Origin of the sequence: Ruegeria sp. HKCCD4315 (genome assembly GCF_013112245.1) — a bacterium.
GTDB lineage: Bacteria > Pseudomonadota > Alphaproteobacteria > Rhodobacterales > Rhodobacteraceae > Ruegeria.
This window is the reverse complement of record NZ_WVRN01000001.1, coordinates 188,748-210,614: the sequence shown is the minus strand read 5'-3', so window position 1 is coordinate 210,614 and position 21,867 is coordinate 188,748. Positions and strand designations below refer to the sequence as shown.

Here is a 21,867-nt window from a genome sequence, read left to right as displayed (position 1 = left end):
GACCGCGCACGGTCTCGGCGGCCCCCGGTCCGACGAGTGTCTGAAGACGCCCGTCGACCGGTGGGTTCCGTAGTCGCGTTTCTGCACCGGGCCAGAAGGAGCCGCGTCGGCGCGGGATGCCGCCGCAACGACATTGGCGCGCTCCTCTCCGGAACACGCAAAGCTGATCCGACCAATATTGGCTCATGCGAGCTTCGGAACAGCAGAGCATCACTACATTCACGCCCAAACCATTGAAGCAGGCCGCGACTACGCGGATCTGATCAACCAAAAGAAAAAGGTCTGGCGATGACCCGAGTTGCAATCTATGCCCGTTTCTCCAGCCAGATGCAGCGAGACGCATAGGCGCGACCGAACTGGATGTTGAAGCGAAATGGGTCGAGTGGGCTAAGAGCTTCAGCTTTGTCGAACGCTGCAAGACCATCATGAATGTCGCGCATATGATAGATTTGGTTCCACCCCATTCGCAACCAACCCCAGGCTGAATTTGGGTCGAGAACCAGCGCCCGTTCCAGCAGCACTCCGGAGCGTTCGTGCTCAAGTCCTGTCATGCTCAATGCAGCGGCAATCGCGACCAGTGAGGGTGCATGATCACCTGATGACAATATGGCGGCTTCCGCGTCCGACTGAGCGTATTCCCGAGACCTTAGTGGCGTCTCACTCCACAAATAAGTCGCCTGCTGAGCATAAGCCCAAGCACGCAACGCCTTTGCGCGAAAATCGTTCGGGTCTTTGTTTACCGCGGATGTCAAAAGCTCAATCGCGCGCTCGTTCTCCTCCCGTCGATGAGCCCAAAAATGTGGAAACGCGCTCATATAAAGCTCGTATGCCTTTCTATTCATCGGCGCGACGGCTCGAGCAGCAGCTATTTCAGATGCGCGGATGGACGGCGAAATTGCTCCGGCGACATGTGAAGCGATCTTGTCTTGAAGATCGAACAGGTCTTTGAGTTCTTCATCATAGCGTTGCGACCAAAGGTTGGCGCCCGTTATGGCAGAGTTCAGTTGAACGGAAATCCGCACCCTCGAACCAGATTGACGGATGGCCCCCGTCACGACGAACCGCGCGCCAAGCTCGCGCCCGACTTTCCTGACTTCTACTATGCGACTCTTGAAGCTGAAAGCTGACTGTCGGGTTATTACCGATATGTCGCCTACGCTTGAAAGAACCGAAGTGATTTCGTCCACGACGCCGTCAGCAAAAAAACTCGTCTTCGCTCCCAATCTCTTCAAATGGCATTACCACAACGGCAGGCAGCTTTGCCGAAACTACAAGTAAACCGGCTGGATCTTCTCCAATAACCCATGCTTCAATCGGTTCTGGAATGTTCTTTACCGAAACAGCTCCTAGGGGGATTATCTCAACGTCTATGCGTCCCTTGATCTGATCCCGTGCCGATAGTGACAGGCAAATCCCGCCAACAGGTGCTAAAGCCTCCAGCCGCGCCGCCACATTCACCGCATCGCCTAAGATATCGTTATCAACGACGACCACGTCGCCGACATGCATCCCAATTCGAAAATGCAGCCTTTCTTGCACTGGCCGATCTGTATCACGGCTCTCCATCGCTTCCTGAACGGCGAGGGCAGTCCGAGCAGCTTCGACCGGCGACGGAAACTCAGCCAGACAGCCATCACCCATTGTTTTGACAACCCGCCCGCTTGATTGACGTACCATTGGTTTGACAACCTCGCACTAGATCGCACGAAGGCGCGAAACCACACCCTCTTCGTCTGCGGCCATAAGGCGCGAATAGGCCGCTAGATCGGCGGCTAAAATTGTCGTCAGTTTTCTAATGCGGTTTCTCCAGATGCTTAGCGCACCTTGAGCGATAATTCTTCGTTCAGCAATGATCAGGTGTTTTCCAATTCGTCTGCTTTGTACGCAGAGCCGACATTTGGAACGCTGTGAAACCTGAGATAGCTGACCGAAGATGTTAGATGACCGCTTTGAGCCCATACTTCCCGGATGCTGCGTTTCGCGTGAATTTCCGCTTTCCCAATTACGCTACGCGCAAGGTCGACGGGCGTCCCACCTCGGCGGTGATTTCGCTGAGCAGTGCGCGGGCGGCGTCACTACGCCTTTTGGGGTTAGAGCGCGCAACGTATGCAATCGCAGGAGGCTCCGGGAACACATCTTCGATAACTTCCAAGTCTTGGGGCACGTGCAAGCCATTCATTAGGGCTATACCGAGCCCCGCGCGCGTTGCCGAAAGGATACCTGATACGCTCGGGCATTCTAAAACTGCTTCAAATTGATGACCCGTTCTTGAGTTCTGCGATTGTGCCCAGTGCTTGTAGAAGCAGTTTTGATCGAACGCGAGGAATGGAACGGATGCGTTAAGATTCAGTGATAGATCATAAGACTTGATCCAGTGCAGCCGGTCCTCATACAGCACAAGGTCATCGCTACGGACTTCGTCTCTCATGACCTGTATAACCGCGATGTCGATTTCACCCGCGATAAGCCAATCAGACAGTGTTAGGCTTTGCGCGACCCGCGTGCTGACCGTGGTCTCTGGGTGCAGACGTGTAAAGCGGCCAAGGATGCGCGCAACGTCACCGCCCGTTGTATCTTCGGTCATGCCCAATTTAATGGTGCCAGCCAAAGGCTTCTTTCCAAGAGCGGCGAGCGCTTCGTCATGCAAATCCATCATCCGGTGCGCATACTCTAACAGGCGTGTACCGGCCTCGGTGAACAATGGCCCACCGGCGCGGCGTGCTAGGAGTTCACAATCTAGAACAGTCTCAAGCCGCTTGATTTTGTGGCTCACTGCAGGTTGAGACAGCGCTAAATGCTCGGCGGCGCGCGTTACACCGCCATGGGTCGAGATCGCGACCAAGGCGCGCAAACCTTCGATGTCCAAACGCTCAGCCATTCGGAATTTCTATCGCTACATGACAATCATTCATTTGCTTGATCAAGTATCAAAGCGCTAGGACTTGCGAAAGAAAAAAATTGGAGTTCCCCTCATGACCCACCTCGTCGACCAACATGTTCTCATCAACGGCACCCGTATTACACATGGTGTACACGGAGAGGGTGAGCCCGTGGTTCTCCTGCATGGCACACCGTCTTCCTCGTATATTTGGCGGAACGTACTGCCAACGCTTGTCGAAGCTGGCTACAAAGTACATTTGTATGACCTGCTCGGTTATGGCCTGTCAGAGCGCCCGCAAGACCCGAGCATTGATACGTCCGTCACGGGCCAAGTGCCGATCCTTGAGGGGTTGCTGGATGTTTGGGGCCTTAAAGACTTCCACTTCATCGCACACGATATCGGCGGCGGCGTTGCCCAGAGGTTCGGCATTCAGTCGCCGGAACGGCTGCGCAGTTTGACCATGATTGACGTAGTAAGCTATGACAGTTGGCCATCCAAACGCACGCGCGAGCAGATGCAGGCCGGTTTGGAAAAGCTGATCAAAGCGCCCGATACAGACCACAGAGAACACTTTCGCAACTGGCTCAACTCGACGGTTCAAAACAAGGAGCGCTTGGCGGAGACGTCGATGGAAACCTACCTCGATTTCATTTGCGGCCCAGTCGGACAGGGCAGCTTCTTTCAGCATCAAGTGATGCACTATGATCCGAAGCACACAGACGAGATAGCCCCGCGCTACGGCGAGCTTGGTCAAAAGCCAGTACAACTGATTTGGGGTGCAGATGACGCATGGCAGGTAGTGGATTGGGCGCACAAATTACACTCGGCAATTCCAGGATCAGAACTGCATGTGCTAGAAAACTGCGGTCACTTCTCAATGGAAGATCAGCCGGAAAAGATCTCTGGATTGCTCGTCGACTTCCTCGGCAGAAACCGATGACGCAACTACGGAAAGCTGCCGTTAATGAAAACAATCGGGACGGCAGATTCGTCCGCAAAGGAGCCATTCTCTCTGCAGTACATTAATGACTGCGATGCGGACAAACCCGCCGTACATATTTCTTACACGAATGGCTGCTGTTAGCGCACTACTACCGCAGCAGTCCGAACCTTTTATGACAGGTTCTTAGCCGGTTTGTTCTCACTTTAGGTGCAGAAGTTGTCATCATTCAATTGTACCAACCTCAGCGCGTAGCTTTGAATAGCTGACGTCCGCCAGTTCACATGGAAACTGTCCCGGCGAGGCGCATACTAAAACCTTGTGCGCGATGGGCTCAAAATCGGCTCGGAAGTGCACTGTGCTTTTGACACATAGTATCTTTGCGTCTTCCGGCTCCAGATTGAACAAACGTATCTGCGCCAGATCCAGACATTGATTTCGAATGCTGGTGACAAGGACATGGATCTGCGTTCCGGTTATTTGCAATGCGACCGACGGGCCGAGCGTTGCAACGCCGCCGCCATACATTTCGCCGGTATAGCTGCATTGGCCGTCACTCAGGTGGTGCACCTTCACTTGTGCAGAAAAGGGGGTGTCGCCGGGACCTTTACCGCCAATCTCGGCCTCGAATTCCGCACGTTCGCCCAGTTTGTGGGCCTTGGCAGCCAGCTGCGGGTCATGCAGCAGCCCGAGAATGGCCGAGGGCGCGTTCTGATGCACGAGCTCACGTAGCAATCCTGTCGTGTCGGCGGACGCTCCGGCCCCGGGGTTATCCTGCACATCCGCAATGACAACAGGTCCTTTGACGTTTGCGCGGCGTGCAGTGGCAACAGCATCTTTGGGGCTTAGTAGGGCGGTATCGAACCGTGCTTCAGCCGTCTGCAACTGTTCGAACATCTGCGCTGACAATGCGTCGGCATCGGACTGAGACGCGCTGTAGGCCAAGACGGATGGTCCGCAATCGGCTGTATCGGCTGCGGTGAATCCCATGGCGAGTTCCAAAAGGCGCCCACCCGACCCGTCCAAGGCATCCAGCGCGGCGTACAGCGTTTTGGCCGGGTCAATTTCCGTGTATTGGCTGTGCAGGGGGATCAGGTACTCACCCTGCCGCCACGCTTTAGCAGGTGGACCCTTTGAACAGATGTCGAGCATCATTCGAAAGGCCCGCGCGCCTGTGTCTGCCATGTCGAGATGTGGATAGGTGCGGAAAATGGTCATCGCGTCCGATAAATCCACCATTTGCCCCGAGATATTGGCGTGCATATCAAGGCTTGCAACAAGCGGTAAGTCCTTCCCGATCACCTGCCTGATCCTCGACAACAGTTCTCCTTCACCATCATCGCAGGACTCGGTGACCATGGCGCCGTGCAGGTCCAGATAGACCCCATCCAGCGGCGTCATGTCCGCCAACGCGTCAGCGATGCGTCCGGCAATAGTGTCAAAGGCGTGATCCGTGACCTTGCCGCCCGGTTCGGCGGCGCACCACAGGACAGGCAACACATCGACCCCATCCAACAACGCAGCTTTTGCGAAACCAGCGATGGGCAGGTTCATACCGCGGGTCACATCCAGTACGTCTTGACCACTCAGCAATTCCGGCCAGCTGTCGGCTTGTTCAAAATCGCTCAGCCGCGTCGGAGCGTCGACGAAAGTGTTGGTTTCGTGCTGAAATCCTGCGATTGCAATTCTCATATGATCATTCAGCCGCTTATAGCTGCACCAATTCGGCGGTCAAAATCTCGCGCAGTTTTGCCGCTACGATTTCCGGTTTGTGGCGGGTCATCGAAACATGGCCCAGGCCGGGAATTTCGTGGAACACGCCGTTGGGCGCAAGATCAGAAACAACTTTGCACATGACCGGAGCGGTTTGAACATCCTCGGAAAAGGCGATGACGTGCATCGGGACCGGGCAGGTTTTTAGCCCTTCGCGGCAATCGAATTCCAGACAGGCCTCCCACTGATCAATCGTTGCCTGTGGGTCGCGATCCCGAAAACGTTCGGTGTAGGATGCCTTGAGCTGTTCCCAAAGCTCGGTTTCGTGCAGTGCTTTGGCCGGAAAGGCGTAAACCGCATAATGCGGCGCCAGAAAATAGTCTGGCAGGGTGATGCCATCCTTGCGCAGGTCGATCTCGGCTTGCATCCAGTCACGGGTGAACCCGTCGATATAGGCTGAGGTGCCCATGGGAATGGCCAGCCGCACCTTGCCCGGGAAGTCTATCGCGGTTTGCTGCGTAACCAGACCGCCCAGTGACAGACCGCAGACGGTCGCTTGCCCACCGGTAAAGGCGTCAATCACGGCAGCGCAATCTGCGGCATAGTCATGCATCGTCCACGGTGGAGGGGGTGACAGCGTATCACCAGCCCCCCGTGGATCATAGGTGATGCACTTAAAACTGTCAGACAGGCGCGAGAATTGCTCGGAATAGGCCTCAGCCGTCTGATCGCCTCCGGGAACAAACACGACTGGCGGCCCGTCCCCTTCGACGACGACCCGCATGGTGACGCCGCCGATGGTCAATTGGTGTGTTTCGGCTTTTGGCCCAAATTCAGGGAAAGCTGACATTGGAAGGCTCCTGTGGCCGCAAGGACGCGCTACATTCCGTTGCGGGGAATGATGTGCGTCTCTTCTTCTTCGAAAATGAGTTCATCACCTGACCAGGCCTTGAGGCGTGAGGTCAGGTGAAACTCGGTCGCCGTTGCTCGTTGTTCGGAATAGGTCCAGATTTTCGCGGACCAGTCGTCGCGGTCAAAACCGGCCGTTTGCTCCATGGTGGCGACGGCTGATAGTGGATCGCTAGGGTGGATCGTGTAGCGGCGGTCTGAAACGTCGCTAAGCACTGTTCCGATGTCATCGAGGCGGAAATCGCCGACCGGACCAAACACTCCGCCGTCCAGGAAGAACCGGTGTGTCATCTCGCCGGTCGTCAGATCAGTATGGACCGAACGTTCCATCGAGCCACTGCGAACATGGGTTTTTCGCGGGGCTGCGGTGGGGGGCGCTGGTTCGGGCAGCGGACGTGGTTCGGTGCTGCCGTCAGGCTGGGTTCTGACCGGCAGGATCAGCCGGGACGCGCCGGGTCGGATCGTAAGCGTTACGGGCTGCGGCGCGGACCACAGAACCGGCCAGTAGGCCGAGGCGATTTGCAACGTGACCCGATGGCCCATCGGCACCCGGTAGCCTGTTCCGTACATGGGAACCGTAACGGTCATGTCTTCGCCGGGCGTGATCGGCGTAGGCTGGGTGTCACTTTCCCGGTGGTTGAGGTTGCAAAACCCTCGCGCGATCAAGGTTTGTGCGCCGTCCGGGGCCTCATCCACCAGCAAGGCGGCGACAAATCCCTGTGGCTTATCAGCGGACACCGTCAGGTCAATGCTGGGCTGGCCCAACAAGTCCAGCGGTTCGATCAGGGGCGCCCCCTTGAACTGCAAAGCACCCCCGGCATCGATCCTGCAATCCGCAGCCATATCGCCGGGGATCGCGAACGAGCACATGTCGCCAGCGGCTGCCCCGAACGTCTGCGGCGAGCAGATCGACATCGCCGTCCCGGCCTGAGCCGTATCGTCCAGCGTCTGATCATTTAGCCAGAGCGTCTGCGCGGACACATTCGGCGACGGCCAAGAGGGTTCTTCGACCCAACGCCCCGCGCGATGCAGATGCGTGCCTGAAGGGGCCGCGCTGTCTTGCAGGAAAAACCGCAGCGGGGGCTCATCCATCAGACCGGTATCTTTGCCTTTTAGCCAATGGTCCCAAAAGCGGATTACTTCGCCGACAAAATCGGCCTTTGGCCCGGGGACACCTTCATGCGGGTAAAGATGAGCCCAAGGTCCCATCAGGATTTTCACGGGGCCTTTGAGATGCTCGGCGATGCGGAAGGGCGTGTCCCGGAACAGGTCCATCCAGCCGCCGAAGAAATACACGGGAACCTCTACTTCCGCATAGTTTTCGCAGATCGAGCCGCGCCGCCACATCTCATCATGGGTTTGGTGCTCCAGCCACATGGCAGGCCAGAATTTCGCGCCGGTCATCCGGTCACGCCACATGTCGATCCAGCGATCCGCACCGACAATCTCGGGGTCGGGAGGCATCGCATTGTAAAGCTGCATGATCGAACCCCACCAGAAATTATCGTTGGCCAGACAGCCGCCGTAAAAATGAATATCCTCGCGCCACCGATCATCCGTTCCCATCACCGGAGCGATGGCTTTCAGTGCCGGGGGCCGGGTCGCTGCGACCTGAAACGCGTTATACGCCCCCCAGCTTTTGCCGAACATGCCGACATTTCCGTCGCACCAATCCTGAGCGGCAATCCATTGAACGGCGTCATGACCGTCTTGGATTTCCTGATGCGAGTATTCGTCCTCGGCCACGCCTTCGCTGTCGCCATACCCCCGGATATCCACCCGGATTGAGGCGTATCCGGCGGCCGCGAAGTGTGGATGCATGCTCTCGTCGCGCATGCGCGTGCCATCCCGACGTCGGTAGGGGATGTATTCCAGAATACAGGGCAGCGGTGAGGTTCTGGCAGACGCAGGCAGCCAGAGCCGCGCGGCAAGGTTTGTGCCGTCGGACATCGGAATCCAGACAGTTTCGATGACCTCGATGTCACTCATGATGCAGCCTGTTTTTCCATTTCCGGCGGGCGGGCACCGGGTTCAAGGGGGAAATGACAGGCAACTGCGCGTCCGTCTGTAACCTGCCGCTCTGGTGCATCCACACTGCATCGTGATTGCGCCCATGGGCAGCGGGTGTGGAACTCGCATCCAGCCGGTCGCGCCAGCAGCGAGGGAACTTCGGCAGGTAGGGTGATCCGGTCATGGGTTTTGTCCGGGTCTGGCTCGGGGTTGGCCGACAAAAGTGCCGCCGTATAGGGGTGCTGCGGTGCGCTGAACACCTCTTCAGTGTCACCTGCCTCAACAAAGCGCCCCAGATACATCACCGCTGTTCGATCAGCCACATGGTGCACCACATGCAGGTTGTGCGTGATGATGACCATTGCCAGTCCGAGCCGCTCGCGCAGATCGTTCAGCAGGTTGAGAACCTCGCCCTGCACCGACACGTCCAGACCAGCGGTGGGTTCGTCCGCGATAATCAGCGCCGGGTCCAGTGCAATGGCCCGTGCCACGCCAACGCGCCGGGCTTGCCCGCCCGACAACTGATGTGGAAAGCGAGAGGCGAAACTTGTTGGCAACCCCACCAAGGTCAGCAGCCGCGCGGCCTCGTCCCTCAGGTTGCGGCCCTCGATCCCGTGGATGCGGAACGGCTCGGTCACCAGATCGCCGACGGTCATGCGCGGGGACAGGGACCCCACCGGGTCCTGAAACATCATCGACATACGTTTGCGCACGGGCTTCATCGCCTTGCGATCCAACGTGTCGATGCGCTGGTTCTCGAACGTAATGGATCCTGCGCTGATTTCTTGCAAACCGTTCACGGCCCGCGCGAGCGTCGTTTTGCCCGAACCGCTTTCTCCGACAAGCGCAAAGGTTTCACCTCGGTTGACTTCAAAGTTCACGCCAGCCACGCCAAGGATCGAACTTCTACGCCCAATGCCACCAACCGGGAACGAGACTTGAACGTCTTCAACCTTGAGAATGGGATCGCTGCTCATGCCGTTACTCCGGTTGCTTCGGGGCTGTCTGCAACAACACAGCGGGCGATATGGCCGTCTCCGATGTCCTTGTCAGGCGGCGGGGCCGAGCACGCGTCGCTTACAAGGTCGCACCGATTGGCAAAGATACAGCCTGCAGGCCGTGCGCGCAGATCGGGGATTTCTCCGGGGATTGTCGGCAGGTGCCGGGTGCGTTCGCTTTGCCGCGCCGGATCGCATTCCAGCAGCCGCGCTGTGTAGGGGTGGCGCGGGTCCTGGAATATCTGCCGGACGGTTCCGCGCTCCACCACTTCACCCGCATACATGACCACAACGTCATCACACAGCTCGGCGATGACGCCCAGATGGTGCGAAATGAACATGACCGAACAGCCAATTTTCTGCTGCAGATCTTTGAGCAGCTCGATCGTTGTCACCTCAAGCGTCGCATCCAAAGCCGTTGTGGGTTCGTCCGCGATCAACAGGGCAGGCTCCATCATCAGGGCCATGGCGATGGCGATCCGTTGCTTCATCCCGCCCGAGAACTGATGCGGATAACGCTCCAAGGCGGCACGCGCATCTGGAATACGGACCAGTTCCAGCATCTCGACCGCGCGATTCAGCTTTTCCTCTTTCGACAGGGACGAGCGATACTGGATATTCAACATCTGCTTGCCGACAGAAATCACCGGGTTCAGAGCGCCCATCGGGTCCTGAAAAACGGTGGCTATGCGTGGGCCGCGCAGGTCGCGCATCCGCGACGGGGGCAGGGTGGTCAGCTCATCCTGTCCTTCAAATAAGATCGATCCGCCGTCTACGCTGCCGTTGTCGGCCAGAAGGCCCAGAATGGCGTTGATCAGCGTGGACTTGCCGCAGCCGGATTCTCCCACAATGCCGACGATCCGGTTTTCGGGCACATCGAAGCTTACGTTTTTCAAGGCGTGCAGCGGCCCGGCCTCGGTCGAGAAGCTGACGTTCAGGTTATCTATGCGCAACGTGGTCATCAGCGTCCTTTCAGCCGGGGATCGAACACGTCCCGCAGCGTCTCACCCAGGAAAGTAAAGCCCAGCGTGGTGATGATGATTGGCACACCACCCGCTATCGCGATCCAGGCGGTGTCGCGGATATTGGTGAACCCATCATTCAGGATCGACCCCCAGCTTGGGGTCGGCGGGCGCACGCCGAGACCCAGGAAACTCATCCCCGCCTCAATCCCGATAACAACCGGGATGTCCATCGAGGCAAGGATCACCAACGGACCAATCACATTTGGAAGGATGTGAACCCGTAAGATGCGAGCCGAAGACGCGCCCATGCTTTGCGCCGCGGTGACGTATTCCGAAGTTTTCAACGCAATGGTCTGGGTTCGGATGATCCGCGCGTATCCGGGCACGGTGACCAGAACGACAACAACCATCACAGCGGTCAGGGATGGTCCCATCAGCGTCACCAGCGCAAGGGCCAGCATGACGGTGGGAAAGCTTTTCATCGCGTCGAAGAGCAGGATCATCAGGTTGTCCAGCCAACGCGGCCCGTAGCCTGCGATCAGGCCCAGAACGATGCCGATCACCAGCGACACAGCGGTCGAGACCAGAGCGACAAACAACGCGATCCGCCCGCCATGCAGCACCCGGGCAAACAGGTCTCGGCCCAGTTGATCGGTGCCCATAAGATGCTGTGCGCTTGGGCCTTGGAACCGGTCACGCGGGTTGATTTTCGTCGGGTCCCAGCTGGTGAGCAGATCGGCAAACACAGCGCCGAAGATAACAAACAGCACAAGGAACAATCCCAACGCGCCTAAAGGTTCGCGCAGGATTTTGCGGATCGGGCGCCACAGCTCGGCCATGCGCCCGGGGGCGGGATTAGAAACTGCTTCTGACACGGGGATCCAAAGCTCCGATAATTAGGTCTGCCAACAGGTTGAGCAGAACGAACAGGACGGTGGTGATCAAAACGGTGCCTGTCACGATGGGGAAGTTGCGGGTCAGGATGGCGTCATAAACCAGCTTGCCGACGCCGGGGCGGGCAAAGACGATCTCGGCAAAAACAGCCGATGAGAGCATCTGACCGATGCCTACGCCCAGCAAGGTGACCGTGGGCAGGATCGCAATCGACAGGGCATAACGGTAGGTGATCGTTCGATCCGGAAGGCCAAACGCACGTGCGGTGCGGATATGGCTGGCCTCAAGCACTTCGAGCATTGAGGCGCGCACCATGCGGGCGATGTAACCGACCCAACCCAGACCAACGGCCAGAGACGGCAGGATCAGATGGGTAAGTTGATCGCCGAGATTGCCGGGTTCACCAGCGCCAATGGCAGGTAGCCAACGCAGTTCGACGGCAAAGATCAGTAGCGCATAAATCGCGATAACAAAGGACGGCACCGCAATCACGGCAACGGACAGGATGCCAACAATCCGGTCGGCCCAGCTGCCGCGGCTGACCGCCGCCCAGCAGCCCAGCGGAATGCCAAGAGCAACCGACCACGTGATGCCGCCGACGATCAGGGCCAACGTATAGGGCAGTTGTTCGAACACAACCGTGGTGACGGGACGGCCCGACAGAACCTCTTCGCCTAAATCACCTGTCCATGCCCCGATGTAGAAATTCCAGAACTGAACCAGAACCGGCTGGTTCAACCCCATTTTCTCGCGCAGGGCGGCGCGCATTTCCTCGGTCGCCCGAGGCCCCAGTGCGACCGAAGCCGGGTCGCCGGGGATCAGATAAATCATGCAAAACAGCAGGAACATGGCGACCGACACGATCGCAGCAGCCAGCCCAAGCCGTTTGATAAAATAGCTCAGCATACGCGCCCCCTATAGGCGTTCAGGCGGCGACAACGCGCCGCCCGTTTGCGTGGATCAGGCGGGTTTGAACAGCGGCAGCAATGGCTCACCATTCGGTTTGAGGCCCGGGTTGACCGTATCCTTGTGGATCAGACCAACAACCTCGTGCGTCAGGAAGACATAGCAGCCGCTTTCATCCATGAGACCCTGCATCTTCTTGTAGATCTCATCGCGCTTGGCCGGATCGCTTTCAACCAGGCCCTCTTCGTGCAGCGCCTTGTATTCCTCGTTGTTGAAACGTTCCCAGTTCCAGACGCCGACCTGTTCGGGCGTGAACCAAACGGTCGCCCAGCTTGGGTCGGGGTTCATCGAGAACCGGCTGAGCACCAACTGCAGGTTCATGAAGTAGTCGCCATCCTTCGAACCCAGCGTCCAGAATGTCCCACTGTCATTCTGCTTGATTTCGCAGGTGATCCCCACATCGGCCAGATTGGCCTGAATGACCTGAGCCGCCGTCAGACGTTCGGATTGGTTCAGGATGTCGAGCGTCACGGTCATGCCTTCGGCACCGGCTTCGGCCAGCAATTCACGGGCCTTGTCGGGGTCGTAGTCATAAGTCACACTGTCCCGGCTGCCGGGCAAACCGGGCGCGATGATGCCGTTGCCCACGGCCGCTGCGCCGAAATAGGCCGCGTCAACCACAGTCTGCCGGTCAATCGCGTGCTGAATGGCACGGCGGATGCGCACGTCTTTCAGCGCTTCGTTGTCCTGGTTCATGCCCAGCCAGACATAAGCCAGCGAGGGTTTTTCCTCGACAACCGATCCCGCAGGCGGGTTTTCCTTGAGACGCGGCAGCGAGGATACCGACGTCCAAGTATAGTCCAGATCGCCCGCTTCAAATCCCAGTTCAGCGGTCGAAGGGTCTTCGATTGGTAGGATGTGGATTTCTTCGTACCCGCCCGGCTCATACGCCCAATCCGGATTGCGTTTCAGAACAGTTTTCTGTTTGGGCACCCACTCGGTCAGGATGTACTGACCGGATTGCGCAACCGGCTCGGATCCGATCTTGCCGCCGATTTCCTCGACCGCTTTGCGCGATACGATGCAGGAGGCAGGCGTCGGCAGTGTGGTTGTCCAAAGCGGCACGAACTTGTTTTTCAGGTGGATCAGGCCCGAGAGGTTGTCCTTGATCTCAACCTCTTTCAAAGCGCTCCAATCGCCGGCATAGGGGCTTTCATTGGCCGGATCGGCGATACGCTCAATCGAGAACTTAACGTCATCGGCGGTCATCTGTCCGAAGCCGTCCGTGAAACCGATATTGTCACGCAGTTTGAAGGCTATGGTCAGGTCGTCCAGCTGTTCGATGCTTTCAACAGCAACGGGCCGCCAGTTCCATTCATCGCCTTGTTGGTTTGACACCAGAGGCGCATAGATCGACCGCATGATGTCGGCCTCAGGCAGCGCGAGCCAGAAGGCTGGGTCCAGCACCTGTAGATCGCTATAGGACCGGATGGTCAGGACCGAGCCATCGGCACTAACAGCAATATGCGGAAACGCGATGCTGGCCGCGCCCAATGCACCAGCACCGGCCAGAACGGAGCGTCTGGAAACGTCCCCTTTGAAAATCGAACTCATTTGCTTACTCCCTGTTTGTCTTCGTGTCCGGGCATCTGTCCGGTTTGGTTGCTTGCGGGCAGGCGCGCCCGCGACTTCAGGTGCCAGCAGGCGTTATCCGTTCTTTTTCTTGTTTGACTGTGGCAGTTGCTCATCAGCGCCAAGCGCTGAGAATCTTGGGATGATGACGGGTGAGTTCACCCAGATCATGCGCGCGGGTTGATCGGTTACGTTGCGCAGAACGTGCAGAATTTCTCCGGGAAAGCTGAAACTGTCCCCAGTGCGCAAGGTGACGGTTTCGTCCTCCAGCACCAGTTCCAGTTCACCATCCAGAATGACCCCATGCATCTCGCCATCGCGCGAGAAATACTGGTCTACGACCTGTTCGGAATAGGGGCGGTAATCTGAGACGCCCAAACAGAACCCACCGCCAATTGAACTGGAGAGCAACTGATCCGCATAGCCAGATTGCTCGATAGGTTCGTCATACAGCAAATTCAAATTTCGACGGTTGGATTGACGCACGACATATGCACGCTCCAGCGGGCCCGAGCCGGGGCGGTGGTTGAAAAACCATTCCTCGGGGACACCCAAAGCGTCGGCAATGCGAGAGATTTTATTGAGCGAGGCACTGACAGTTCCGCGCTCGATTGCGCTGAGATGGCTGATCGAAACACCGCTGCTGGACGCAAGCTCGGCCAGGGTCATCTGGCGGGCCTTGCGCAGCTGACGCACCTCAGCCCCGAAGGCTGCAAGCCCCTCTTCGCTGGCAGTGCGGGTGTATTTTTTCGATCTGGCCTGGCTCACGATTCCTCCCTTCGTGCGCTCGTTATTTCGGAATTGTTACGAGAAAGTTTCTTTTTCGCAAGAAAAATAGTTAATTTTTCTCGTATTTACGATATCTCCCTGCGCTTGCTACCACCGGATGCCAATGCGCAGAGCGTCGTAGATTGCAGCGTGAATGTTGCGTGCCGACACGGCATCGCCAATACGATACAGATCAAATCCGGCGCTGGGATTGGGTTGCGAAAACAGGTCGCCCTTGCCAGAGACAAGCGCACTCTGATCCACCGCCCCGCGATTGCGCGACAGAGGCTTAAGGTCAAAGTAAAGATCGTCCAGTGGCAGTGTGCCTTGATTGACAACCACCTGATCATATTCTCTTTTCTCAATCAGATCCGAATAGTCGGTTCCAATATGGGCTTGTAGCTGATTGCCTGAATTTTCGATCGCTTGCAGGGTTCGGGTGACCGTGAACACGGCCCCGGTTTTCTGCAAGGAGCGCATATAGGGCACCAGATTCATCGCCATGACTTCGGGCGCAAAACTGCGGTCACGGGTCATGACCTCGACCCGTGCACCGGAGGCTGCGATGACCTCGGCGGCCATCAGGGCCGGATGATCCCCCGCATCGTCATAAATCAGCACGTTTTCGCCCGGCTCTACGTCGCCGGACAAGATATCCCAAGCGGACACGGCCAGTTCATTTCCCGAATCGAGGATCGTTGTCTCGGGCAGACCTCCGGTCGCGATCACCACCACATCCGGCGACAGCGCGGTCACGTCACTGGCCTCGGCATACGTGTTGAACTGAAACTGCACGTCCCGCGCAGCGCATTGCGCCATACGCCAGTCGATGATCCCGATCATCTCTGCCCGGCGCTTGGATTGCGCGGTCAGGCGCACTTGCCCGCCGGGTTCGGGGGCCGCCTCCAGAACGGTGACATCATGGCCACGCTCAGCGGCGACGCGCGCGGCTTCCAACCCGGCGGGACCTGCGCCAACAATCACCGCACGGCGGCGTGTTTCGGCAGCAGGGATGACATGTGGCATCGACAATTCACGCCCCGTTGCGGCGTTGTGAATGCACAGTGCTTCGCCTGCTTGATAGATGCGGTCGAGGCAGTAGGTGGCCCCGACACAAGGCCGGATGTCATCTTCCTGTCCGGCTTGGATCTTGGACACGATCATCGGGTCGGCCATATGCGCGCGGGTCATCCCGACCATATCCAAAAGACCCGAGGACACCGCATGTCTCGCCGTCGCCACGTCAGGGATGCGCGAAGCATGGAAGGTCGGCATGCCCGTTTCAGCCCGCACCCGCCCGGCGAAATCCAGATGCGGCGCGCTTTTCATGCCCTGCACGGGGATCACATCCGTCATGGCGGGGTCGGTATGAATGCGCCCGCGAATGACATTCAGGAAATCCACCTGACCGCTGTCTCGCAGCCTGCGCGCGATTTCCAGCCCTTCATTTTCGGTGATCCCGCCTTTTTCGACTTCATCGGCGGTATAGCGGACGCCGACGATGAAGTCGGGGCCGACGCGGTCACGGATCGCATCCAAAACCATAAAGCCAAAGCGAAGTCGGTTGTCGAGATCACCTCCAAACGGTGCGTCCATCGTGTTGGTCAGCGGCGACCAGAATTGGTCCAGCAAGTGCCCGTAGGCCTGCAACTCGATCCCGTCCAATCCGGCGGCCTGCATGCGTTCAGCCGCATCGGCATAGTCGGTCACGATCCGCTCGACATCAAAATCTTCCAACTTTTTCGGAAAGGCCCGATGCGCCGGTTCGCGGAAATGCGAGGGGGAAACTGACGGCAACCAATCGCCCTTGTTCCATCCCGTGCGCCGCCCCAGATGGGTCAGCTGGATCATCACAGCGCAGCTATGGGCGTGGCAGGCATCGGTCAGTTCGCCCATCCAGCGCACGACCTCATCCTTGTAGGCGAGGATGTTGTTGAACACCGGTGGGCTGTCGCGGCTGACGGTGGCAGACCCTGCGGTCATTGTCATTGCAACACCCGCTTTTGCCCGCATTTCGTGATAGGCGCGATAGCGTTCTTTGGGCATTCCGTCTTCTGGATAGGCGGGTTCATGACTGGTAGTCATGATCCTGTTTTTCAGGGTCAGGTGCTTTAGTTGATAGGGTTGCAGCAGGACGTCACGGCTCATGACGAGGTTTCCCGGTCAGACGCCTGCGGTGCGACGACATCCTTTGGAATGACGACCGGTGAGACCGCCCAGATCAACCGGCATACCTGATCAGTGCGGTTGCGGGCATGGTGCGGGATACGTGCGTCAAAGCTGTAGCTGTCCCCGGCGCGCAGTGTGATGAACTCATCGCCGATCTGCATCTCCAACTCACCTTCCAGCACCAAGCCGTGCTCTTCACCCTCGTGCTTTTGCAAAGGGTCTTCGGGGCGTTCCGAGTGAGGTGCATACGCCGCCAAACCCATATAAAACTGCCCGCCGATCGAACTGGACAGCAGGTGATCAGTATAGCCCAACTCAGCCGCGTCCTGACCGTAGAGCGTATTCAGCGCGCGACGGTTCTGGGCGCGAACAACATAGGCCTGTTCCATCGGCCCGGCACCAGCGCGGCGGGCAAAAAACCAATCTGGCGTGACGCTGAGCGCGCTGGCGATAGCCTGCAACACGTCAACCGAAGGTTTGGAAACCCCGCGCTCAATCGCCGACACATGGCTAAGCGAAATGCCCGCCTCTTCGCTCAATTGTTTGAGCGTCAGCTGGCGGGCTTTGCGCAATTGCCGAACCTCACTGCCCAGTGAGGAAATTGCGGATGGCAAAGCGACGACGTTGTCAGATGGCATGCGGCTCTCCGAAAGTGGTTTGCGCGATAAACCCTACTAAAATTGAAATCAGACTAGAATTTTAAAGTCAAATTCTATTTTACATTGAATAGCACGGTGCTATTGCAAGTTCGCCCCAGATTTGCAGAAGTGGGATAAACACTAAACGCACGCGGCGGATCACTATGACGGACCAGCCAGAAAATCCTTTCGACGTGTCGGAAACGGATCATCTGTGGATCACAATGCCTGATGGCGTGCGGCTGGCCGCACGGTTGTGGCGCCCTTTGACTCAAGCGCCTGTGCCCGCCATTCTGGAGTACATTCCCTATCGCAAGACCGACATGGTTCGCGCGCGGGATGAGAGGAACCATCCCTATTTTGCCGCCCATGGCTATGCCTGCATCCGTGTGGATATGCGGGGATCAGGGGATAGCGAAGGGCACATGCCGGATATGTACGCACCGGCAGAATTGGACGATGCGCGGCAAGTGATCGAATGGCTGGCTGCGCAACCCTGGTGCAATGGCCGCGTGGGCATGTTTGGCACGTCCTGGGGTGGGACCGCATCTCTTCAGGCAAGCGTCGATGCGCCCGCACCGTTGAAGGCGGCAATAGCTGTCTGTGCCACACATGACCGGTTCGAGGACGACATCCACTATATGGGCGGTTGCGTTCTGTCGGACACGTTCGAATGGGGTGCAACGCTTCCTTCTATCCTGGCATCTCCACCGTCGCTGAATGTCGGGCCGGAATGGAAATCGCGTTGGAAAGAACGGATTGATAGTCTGACATTCCCCCTGCAGAACTGGCTGCGTGAGGATGGGCGCGGTGACTTTTGGCGCCACGGCTCAGTTATTCATACCGCTGAAGCCCTTTCGGTTCCGATCCTGTCAGTCGGCGGGTGGAGTGATCGCTATTCCAATTCTGTTATGTCTTTGGTTGATGCCCGCCCCGATCTGGTCTGGGGGGTCGTCGGTCCCTGGGGGCATCATTATCCCGACCACGGTAGTCCGGGTCCCTCCATCGGTTTTCAAAAGCTGGCGCTGGAGTGGTGGGATCATTGGTTGAAATCGGATCAGCCCGACGCGCTGGATTGGCCGCGGTTGCGGGTCTGGATGCGCGAATTCGATACACCGGGCGACCGTTTGGTCCAAAGATCCGGGAGATGGACGCAAAGCGGGCCAGCCTCAAAGGAAAGCGAGATACAGGACTGGGACTTGTCCACGCATAAATCCAGCGATGGCCCTGCACCATGGATGGTTCCCGCAGACCCGACCGTCGGGCAAACCGCCGGGGACACGGGGTATTTTGGCCGTCTCGGCGGGCTGCCACTTGATCAAACCGCAGACGATGCCCGGTCATTGGTTTTCGAAACGGCTCCTTTGGCCGATGACGTCATTATCTATGGTTCGATGACACTGACTCTGCGTGGCGAGACTGGCGACAAACCGGGGCAGATCATCGCCAGGCTGAGTGATGTCAGCCCGGAAGGCGTGGCTGCACGAATAAGCTACGGCGTTCGAAACCTGTCGCTTGACGAAAATTTGGATTGCAAACCATCAGCGACGAGGTCAGGCAAATTTAGTGCGGACCTTCGGCTTCATTCAACGGCGTATCGCGTCCGTAAGGGGCATAGTCTCCGGCTTGCTTTGTCCTCATCTTACTGGCCCCTCATTCACGCAAAATCACCGGCTTTAGATATACAGATAGATCACGCAACGCTGCGTTTGCCTGTTTTACCCGATGCGCCCGCTGACCTGTCCCGGCCACTGCCCGAAGCCCAAGACCTGCCCGTGCAGAAACGGCATTCCACCCATGCGCCTAACCCTTTGTCACGCTGGACACAGACTACCGGGGACAGGGTTGAGATGGGATGGCATCAGCCGCTTTTGAAAACAACCTTCGCCCAAACAGAAACCGCTTTCAGCTATGAAACCAACATGACGCACAGTCTGGATGCTTCAGATGGCGTTGAGAAACAGACAAACGTACTTCACAGGATGGTTTTCGAACGGCCTGATGGAACTGCCGAGGTTTCGGTCGCATTGACTGCCAGAACCACAAGCGACCGCACCACGGTGGATGCCGAGTTGAATGCGAAATGGAACAATCAGCCCTTCGCAACGCGGCAATGGCGTATTTAGTAACAATTCTCTGTTCAATTCATTCTCGGGTTGAGCACTTTCGTTTTGTTGGATCTGAATTCACGCTCAATGACGCGGACATGCTAAACACAATAACCACGGTTTTCGGTGGCGGCCCGGCCTATGTTTTCGTGATGACAGAGGATTGACGAACACCGGGAGAGAAATGGGCTGGTCGAAAGAAGCTGCGGCAAAACTGGCTCGAGAATTGATCTCTGTGACCGGCGATCTTCTGCGATACAGCCCCTGTCACCTGCTAACCTCCGAAATGAATTTACATCCCCAAATGGGACAACGGAGGCGGGGTTGCAGGAGTTGATGTCACTCGAGCAACGGATGTTCACTCTAAGGACTGAGATGCCCTGTACATCTAACAGATCTACCGGTCTGTTGAGCTTGCGGACCTCTGCTAGCATCCGCGCTATGTACTCGCAACGACGATCCGGTATAAAGGGCCGCGCAGAAACCTTTTGATTTTAGTTTGACCGCAGGTTCGGGCCGTACTTACCAAAACCAATGGCGGCAATGACGTGGTTCGCACCCGTTCGTGCGTCGCGCAACATCGGGCACTTTGGGCTCAAGGCAGTCATCTGAGTCTTTCAGTCAGATGACGGCTTAGGAACGGAAAGCGGTCATTGTTGGTGGTCATTCCGAGAAATTTCGCCCCAAGGCCTCCATTGAACGGCAGCGGACGTTCGCTGAAATCTGCTGAACGTCTGCCTAGCGGACAAAGCGGCCACATGGGCCGCTCAACAATTCAAATGACATGCGCGGTCGTCTATTACAAAGTGCGGGTTGAGGAGTGCGTCATGTCCGATGTTTTCGACCGTATTGCAGACTGGTTGCAAAAGCTGGCCTTTTTCGACGGCGATGTTGGTGGCCTGGTTGAGCATCTCAGTCACAGGCTGATCGACGGCGGTGTGCCAGTCGCGCGGGTTTCGCTGGGCCGTCTCATGATGCATCCCGTCATCGGACTGGTCGATGCAACTTGGGATGCATCAACGGACCGCATAGACTGGACCGTCATGCCACGGAGTTCAGTGACCGATGACCTTTTTGACAAGGCGCCGTTTGGCGAAAACACCAAGCTGACCGCCAAAATAGCCTCCAAGTTCTTTCAAAGTGATATCTGGGATCTGGCCGACGGGCTGGTCGGCGAGATGGAAATGATGCCGGTGCTGCGTGCCAATCTGACCGATCCGTCAACCCGCGACAAATATCCGATTTACCAGAAGCTGGCTACATCGGGCATCACCGATTACCTGGTCTTTTCCGTTCCGTTTGGCAAACGGAGCATTACCTTCGAAAGCGGCACGCAGTGGGTACTGGGCGCTTCAGTGTCCTTCGCGACAAAAAGGCGCTCCGGCTTTACACAGCGGGAAATCGACGGCCTCACGCGACTGTCGATACCACTGTTTGGCACCGTCCACGTCTTCACGGAGCAGTTCCTGGCGGCTGAACTGATGGAGGCCTACCTGGGCAGGATTTCAGGCCGATCCGTCTTGAACGGCCAAATATCGCGTGGCGATGTCCGCGAGATCGATTGTGCACTTCTGTCCAGCGACATGCACGGCTCTACGGCCCTGAGCCAACGCCTGTCACCGGGTGACTACGTGGCCGCGGTCAACCGGTACTTTGACTGTGTCGCGGGTGCGGTACACGACCATGGTGGCGAAGTGCTGAAGTTCGTCGGTGATGGATTGCTCGCGATTTTCCCGTTTGATGGTCATCGGCGGCTGCCGGAGGGCATGTGCGAGGCAGCCCTGTCGGCGGCACGGGAAGCGTTTCAAAGGCGCGAGGAAATCGAGCCAGAGAATCGAACGGATTTTGGAATCGGCCTGCACATGGGCGCGGCGATCTACGGCAACGTGGGAACTGAAAGCAGGCTGGACTTCACGGTGACCGGGACTTCCGTCGCAATGGTCAGCAGGTTGGAGGGGCTGACCCGGTCCCTTGATGCACCCCTTCTTGCAACGAGCGAGTTTGCCGAACTTGTCACCGAAACGCCCAGCACGTTGGGATCACACACCTTGCGCGGTTTCGACGACGGCGTGGAAGTCTTCTCATTCGAACCCTTGGTTTGACAGCCCACCGCTCCGGTAATTGATGCAGAGTTACCAGGCGGCTGATGTCCTCTTAGGGCTCGGTGCGGTCATTCGCCGAAATGTCGCGAGCGACCGCTCTGCGGACAAATTCGCCATTCGCTGCGGTTTAACCAATGGTTCACGAACGCGTGATCACTGTTGCGATAGTGACGTCGAGAAACGACCTACCTATCAGTAGGTAAGTATAGTCAATTTGCACATACACAGTGACAA

Annotated in this window: 17 protein-coding genes; 3 read left to right on the top strand and 14 right to left on the bottom strand. The window is 57.6% G+C overall.

Annotation, left to right across the window (positions count from 1 at the left end; all coding sequences use genetic code 11):
• Positions 1-305: 305 nt before the first annotated feature.
• From GS646_RS00980 to GS646_RS00970, 3 genes are all read right to left on the bottom strand, one after another.
• On the bottom strand, positions 306-1,187 hold the full coding sequence (locus tag GS646_RS00980) for a hypothetical protein (RefSeq protein ID WP_171183692.1): 882 nt from the start codon (positions 1,185-1,187) through the stop codon (positions 306-308).
• Positions 1,188-1,194: 7 nt separating this feature from the next.
• A complete protein-coding gene (locus GS646_RS00975) occupies positions 1,195-1,677 on the bottom strand; it encodes an adenylate/guanylate cyclase domain-containing protein (RefSeq protein ID WP_256368429.1) in 483 nt (160 codons plus the stop codon).
• A 325-nt stretch (positions 1,678-2,002) separates the two neighbouring features.
• On the bottom strand, positions 2,003-2,878 hold the full coding sequence (locus GS646_RS00970) for a LysR family transcriptional regulator (RefSeq protein ID WP_171647453.1): 876 nt from the start codon (positions 2,876-2,878) through the stop codon (positions 2,003-2,005).
• A gap of 94 nt (positions 2,879-2,972) precedes the next feature.
• Here GS646_RS00970 and GS646_RS00965 point away from each other — a divergent pair, with 94 nt between their 5' ends.
• The gene (locus tag GS646_RS00965) at positions 2,973-3,821 is read left to right on the top strand and encodes an alpha/beta fold hydrolase (protein ID WP_171183687.1); all 849 of its coding nucleotides are present in this window, start codon (positions 2,973-2,975) and stop codon (positions 3,819-3,821) included.
• A 225-nt stretch (positions 3,822-4,046) separates the two neighbouring features.
• Here GS646_RS00965 and GS646_RS00960 read toward each other — a convergent pair whose 3' ends face one another.
• The 11 genes from GS646_RS00960 to GS646_RS00910 form a co-directional block, all read right to left on the bottom strand.
• A complete protein-coding gene (locus tag GS646_RS00960) occupies positions 4,047-5,513 on the bottom strand; it encodes a M81 family metallopeptidase (RefSeq protein ID WP_171183685.1) in 1,467 nt (488 codons plus the stop codon).
• Positions 5,514-5,529: 16 nt separating this feature from the next.
• On the bottom strand, positions 5,530-6,384 hold the full coding sequence (locus GS646_RS00955) for an alpha/beta fold hydrolase (protein WP_171183683.1): 855 nt from the start codon (positions 6,382-6,384) through the stop codon (positions 5,530-5,532).
• A 29-nt stretch (positions 6,385-6,413) separates the two neighbouring features.
• Positions 6,414-8,432 (bottom strand): CocE/NonD family hydrolase, encoded by a 2,019-nt coding sequence (locus tag GS646_RS00950; RefSeq protein WP_171647455.1) that lies wholly within the window; start codon positions 8,430-8,432, stop codon positions 6,414-6,416.
• Entirely contained in the window at positions 8,429-9,430 is a 1,002-nt protein-coding gene (locus tag GS646_RS00945; RefSeq protein ID WP_171183680.1) for an ABC transporter ATP-binding protein, read from the bottom strand. The genes GS646_RS00950 and GS646_RS00945 overlap by 4 nt, the downstream gene beginning before the upstream one ends.
• Positions 9,427-10,413, bottom strand: coding sequence for an ABC transporter ATP-binding protein (locus GS646_RS00940; protein WP_171647457.1), 987 nt, complete (start codon positions 10,411-10,413; stop codon positions 9,427-9,429). Before GS646_RS00940 ends, GS646_RS00945 begins: the two co-directional genes overlap by 4 nt.
• Entirely contained in the window at positions 10,413-11,291 is an 879-nt protein-coding gene (locus GS646_RS00935; RefSeq protein ID WP_371732004.1) for an ABC transporter permease, read from the bottom strand. The genes GS646_RS00940 and GS646_RS00935 overlap by 1 nt, the downstream gene beginning before the upstream one ends.
• Positions 11,272-12,216, bottom strand: coding sequence for an ABC transporter permease (locus GS646_RS00930; protein WP_171183674.1), 945 nt, complete (start codon positions 12,214-12,216; stop codon positions 11,272-11,274). Before GS646_RS00930 ends, GS646_RS00935 begins: the two co-directional genes overlap by 20 nt.
• Positions 12,217-12,270: 54 nt before the next feature.
• Positions 12,271-13,830 (bottom strand): ABC transporter substrate-binding protein, encoded by a 1,560-nt coding sequence (locus tag GS646_RS00925; protein ID WP_171183672.1) that lies wholly within the window; start codon positions 13,828-13,830, stop codon positions 12,271-12,273.
• A gap of 93 nt (positions 13,831-13,923) precedes the next feature.
• Entirely contained in the window at positions 13,924-14,616 is a 693-nt protein-coding gene (locus GS646_RS23170; RefSeq protein WP_171183670.1) for an XRE family transcriptional regulator, read from the bottom strand.
• A 108-nt stretch (positions 14,617-14,724) separates the two neighbouring features.
• Positions 14,725-16,764 (bottom strand): NADH:flavin oxidoreductase, encoded by a 2,040-nt coding sequence (locus tag GS646_RS00915; protein WP_171647462.1) that lies wholly within the window; start codon positions 16,762-16,764, stop codon positions 14,725-14,727.
• The gene (locus tag GS646_RS00910; protein WP_171183666.1) at positions 16,761-17,423 is read right to left on the bottom strand and encodes a helix-turn-helix domain-containing protein; all 663 of its coding nucleotides are present in this window, start codon (positions 17,421-17,423) and stop codon (positions 16,761-16,763) included. Before GS646_RS00910 ends, GS646_RS00915 begins: the two co-directional genes overlap by 4 nt.
• Before the next feature lie 164 nt (positions 17,424-17,587).
• On the opposite strand from GS646_RS00910, the gene GS646_RS00905 reads away from it, so the two are divergent.
• Positions 17,588-19,549, top strand: coding sequence for a CocE/NonD family hydrolase (locus GS646_RS00905; protein WP_171647464.1), 1,962 nt, complete (start codon positions 17,588-17,590; stop codon positions 19,547-19,549).
• Positions 19,550-20,358: 809 nt separating this feature from the next.
• Positions 20,359-21,633, top strand: a complete 1,275-nt coding sequence (locus GS646_RS00900; RefSeq protein WP_171183662.1) for an adenylate/guanylate cyclase domain-containing protein — start codon at positions 20,359-20,361, stop codon at positions 21,631-21,633.
• The last annotated feature ends 234 nt before the right edge of the window (positions 21,634-21,867 follow it).

Coding starts and splice junctions, on each gene's coding strand:
- GS646_RS00975 (WP_256368429.1), bottom strand. CDS start 1,677: ATGGTACGTCAATCAAGCGGGCGGGTTGTCAAAACAATGGGTGATGGC.
- GS646_RS00970 (WP_171647453.1), bottom strand. CDS start 2,878: ATGGCTGAGCGTTTGGACATCGAAGGTTTGCGCGCCTTGGTCGCGATC.
- GS646_RS00965 (WP_171183687.1), top strand. CDS start 2,973: ATGACCCACCTCGTCGACCAACATGTTCTCATCAACGGCACCCGTATT.
- GS646_RS00960 (WP_171183685.1), bottom strand. CDS start 5,513: ATGAGAATTGCAATCGCAGGATTTCAGCACGAAACCAACACTTTCGTC.
- GS646_RS00955 (WP_171183683.1), bottom strand. CDS start 6,384: ATGTCAGCTTTCCCTGAATTTGGGCCAAAAGCCGAAACACACCAATTG.
- GS646_RS00950 (WP_171647455.1), bottom strand. CDS start 8,432: ATGAGTGACATCGAGGTCATCGAAACTGTCTGGATTCCGATGTCCGAC.
- GS646_RS00945 (WP_171183680.1), bottom strand. CDS start 9,430: ATGAGCAGCGATCCCATTCTCAAGGTTGAAGACGTTCAAGTCTCGTTC.
- GS646_RS00940 (WP_171647457.1), bottom strand. CDS start 10,413: ATGACCACGTTGCGCATAGATAACCTGAACGTCAGCTTCTCGACCGAG.
- GS646_RS00930 (WP_171183674.1), bottom strand. CDS start 12,216: ATGCTGAGCTATTTTATCAAACGGCTTGGGCTGGCTGCTGCGATCGTG.
- GS646_RS00925 (WP_171183672.1), bottom strand. CDS start 13,830: ATGAGTTCGATTTTCAAAGGGGACGTTTCCAGACGCTCCGTTCTGGCC.
- GS646_RS00915 (WP_171647462.1), bottom strand. CDS start 16,764: ATGAGCCGTGACGTCCTGCTGCAACCCTATCAACTAAAGCACCTGACC.
- GS646_RS00910 (WP_171183666.1), bottom strand. CDS start 17,423: ATGCCATCTGACAACGTCGTCGCTTTGCCATCCGCAATTTCCTCACTG.
- GS646_RS00905 (WP_171647464.1), top strand. CDS start 17,588: ATGACGGACCAGCCAGAAAATCCTTTCGACGTGTCGGAAACGGATCAT.
- GS646_RS00900 (WP_171183662.1), top strand. CDS start 20,359: ATGTCCGATGTTTTCGACCGTATTGCAGACTGGTTGCAAAAGCTGGCC.